Origin of the sequence: Rheinheimera mesophila (assembly GCF_000986865.1) — a bacterium.
Lineage (GTDB): Bacteria > Pseudomonadota > Gammaproteobacteria > Enterobacterales > Alteromonadaceae > Pararheinheimera > Pararheinheimera mesophila.
This window is the reverse complement of record NZ_LAVS01000046.1, coordinates 1-1,317: the sequence shown is the minus strand read 5'-3', so window position 1 is coordinate 1,317 and position 1,317 is coordinate 1. Positions and strand designations below refer to the sequence as shown.

Annotated in this window: 2 protein-coding genes; both read right to left on the bottom strand. The window is 31.4% G+C overall.

The genetic code is table 11. The annotated features are described in order from the left end of the window. Nucleotides 1-353 (bottom strand): hypothetical protein (locus SD53_RS12295; protein ID WP_046520531.1); only part of this gene is annotated, 353 nt, incomplete at its 3' end. Between the two features lie 17 nt (nt 354-370). Beyond that, entirely contained in the window at nt 371-1,087 is a 717-nt protein-coding gene (locus tag SD53_RS12290) for a LexA family transcriptional regulator (RefSeq protein WP_001083970.1), read from the bottom strand. Nucleotides 1,088-1,317 lie beyond the last annotated feature (230 nt).

Here is a 1,317-nt window from a genome sequence, read left to right as displayed (position 1 = left end):
TTTATAAATTTTATCAAATCATCTTCTTTAGGTTTATTCTTTAATGATTTACCAACTTTATAAGCGCCGTATAACGCCGGCGTCCATACGGCTGCTGTTGTTTTTAAGCCAACTTTTTGCATTTTACCACCTACATTTTGTAATTTGTTACCGGTAGTTTCAGCTTTATCAGCTAAGTTTTGCCAAAAGGCTGATTTTTCTATATATTTCTTATTTTTTGTAATTTCTTTTTCTATTTTTTTCTTTTCTCTTTTAGTTAAATCTTCGTTTAACTTTTCTTCAAGTTTTTCAATTTCATCGAACCATTTAGCATTAATATCATTTCTTTCAATATCGCTAAATTTTTTACTCATTTTCATTTCTCCTTTAACTATAAAATAACTTTTCCAATTAACCTCACACTTTCGTTCCTGTAAAAGTGTAGATCATCGTATTCTTTATTTAGTGAAACTAGAGTCAATCTATCATCTTCAACAAAGACTTTCTTAACGTACGCTTCTTCTTCAATGATGAATATACCAATTTGTCCATTCTTTATATTGTGAGTTTTCTCTACGAATATAATTTCACCGTCTTTAAACATAGGTTCCATAGAATCACCATTTACTTTTAACGCTAAATCGTGTGTGGGGATAGGTCCTTTAACCATTTCAGTAAATAGCGTTTCATCGTGTAAACGTTCTCCTACACCAGCAGAGACGCAACCATTGACGTTAACTGGAGTTTTCTCCTGTTTATATGAATTAATATCTACAACGTTATCTCCTTTAGAATTCTGTTCTTCCAATTGTTCATTTGCATAGTTAAGTACGTTTTTTTGGCGGGGAGGTGTGAGTTTGTTGTATATGGAAGTGATGTCGTTATTTTCAATTTTTCTATTCTTAGAAATATCAAAACCCATAAGCCACGCTTCGTTAACGTTTAAAGCCTTTGCTAGTTCAAAGACTTTGTCTTGTTTCGCTTCATATTTTCCATTTAAATAATCGCTAATTGAGTTTCTGCCAATACCAGTCCTTCTTGATAGCTCTGATTGAGATATCTTCCGTTCAGACATAATTTGCTTTAATCTATCCTTAAAACTGTTCATATTTCTGAACACCTCCTAAGAATATAATACTACGTACAATGACGATTATCAATAATTTTTAACAAATGTTGTACAGAAAAATGTATTTTATGTGTTGACTTATTTAAACAAAGGTGTTTTAATTGATTTGTACAGAAAACCGAACAAGAAGGGAGGTGAGTTTATGATATACAATTTCGATTATAGTTTGCTGTACGAAAGAATGGCAGAGTATAGATATAGCCAAAGTT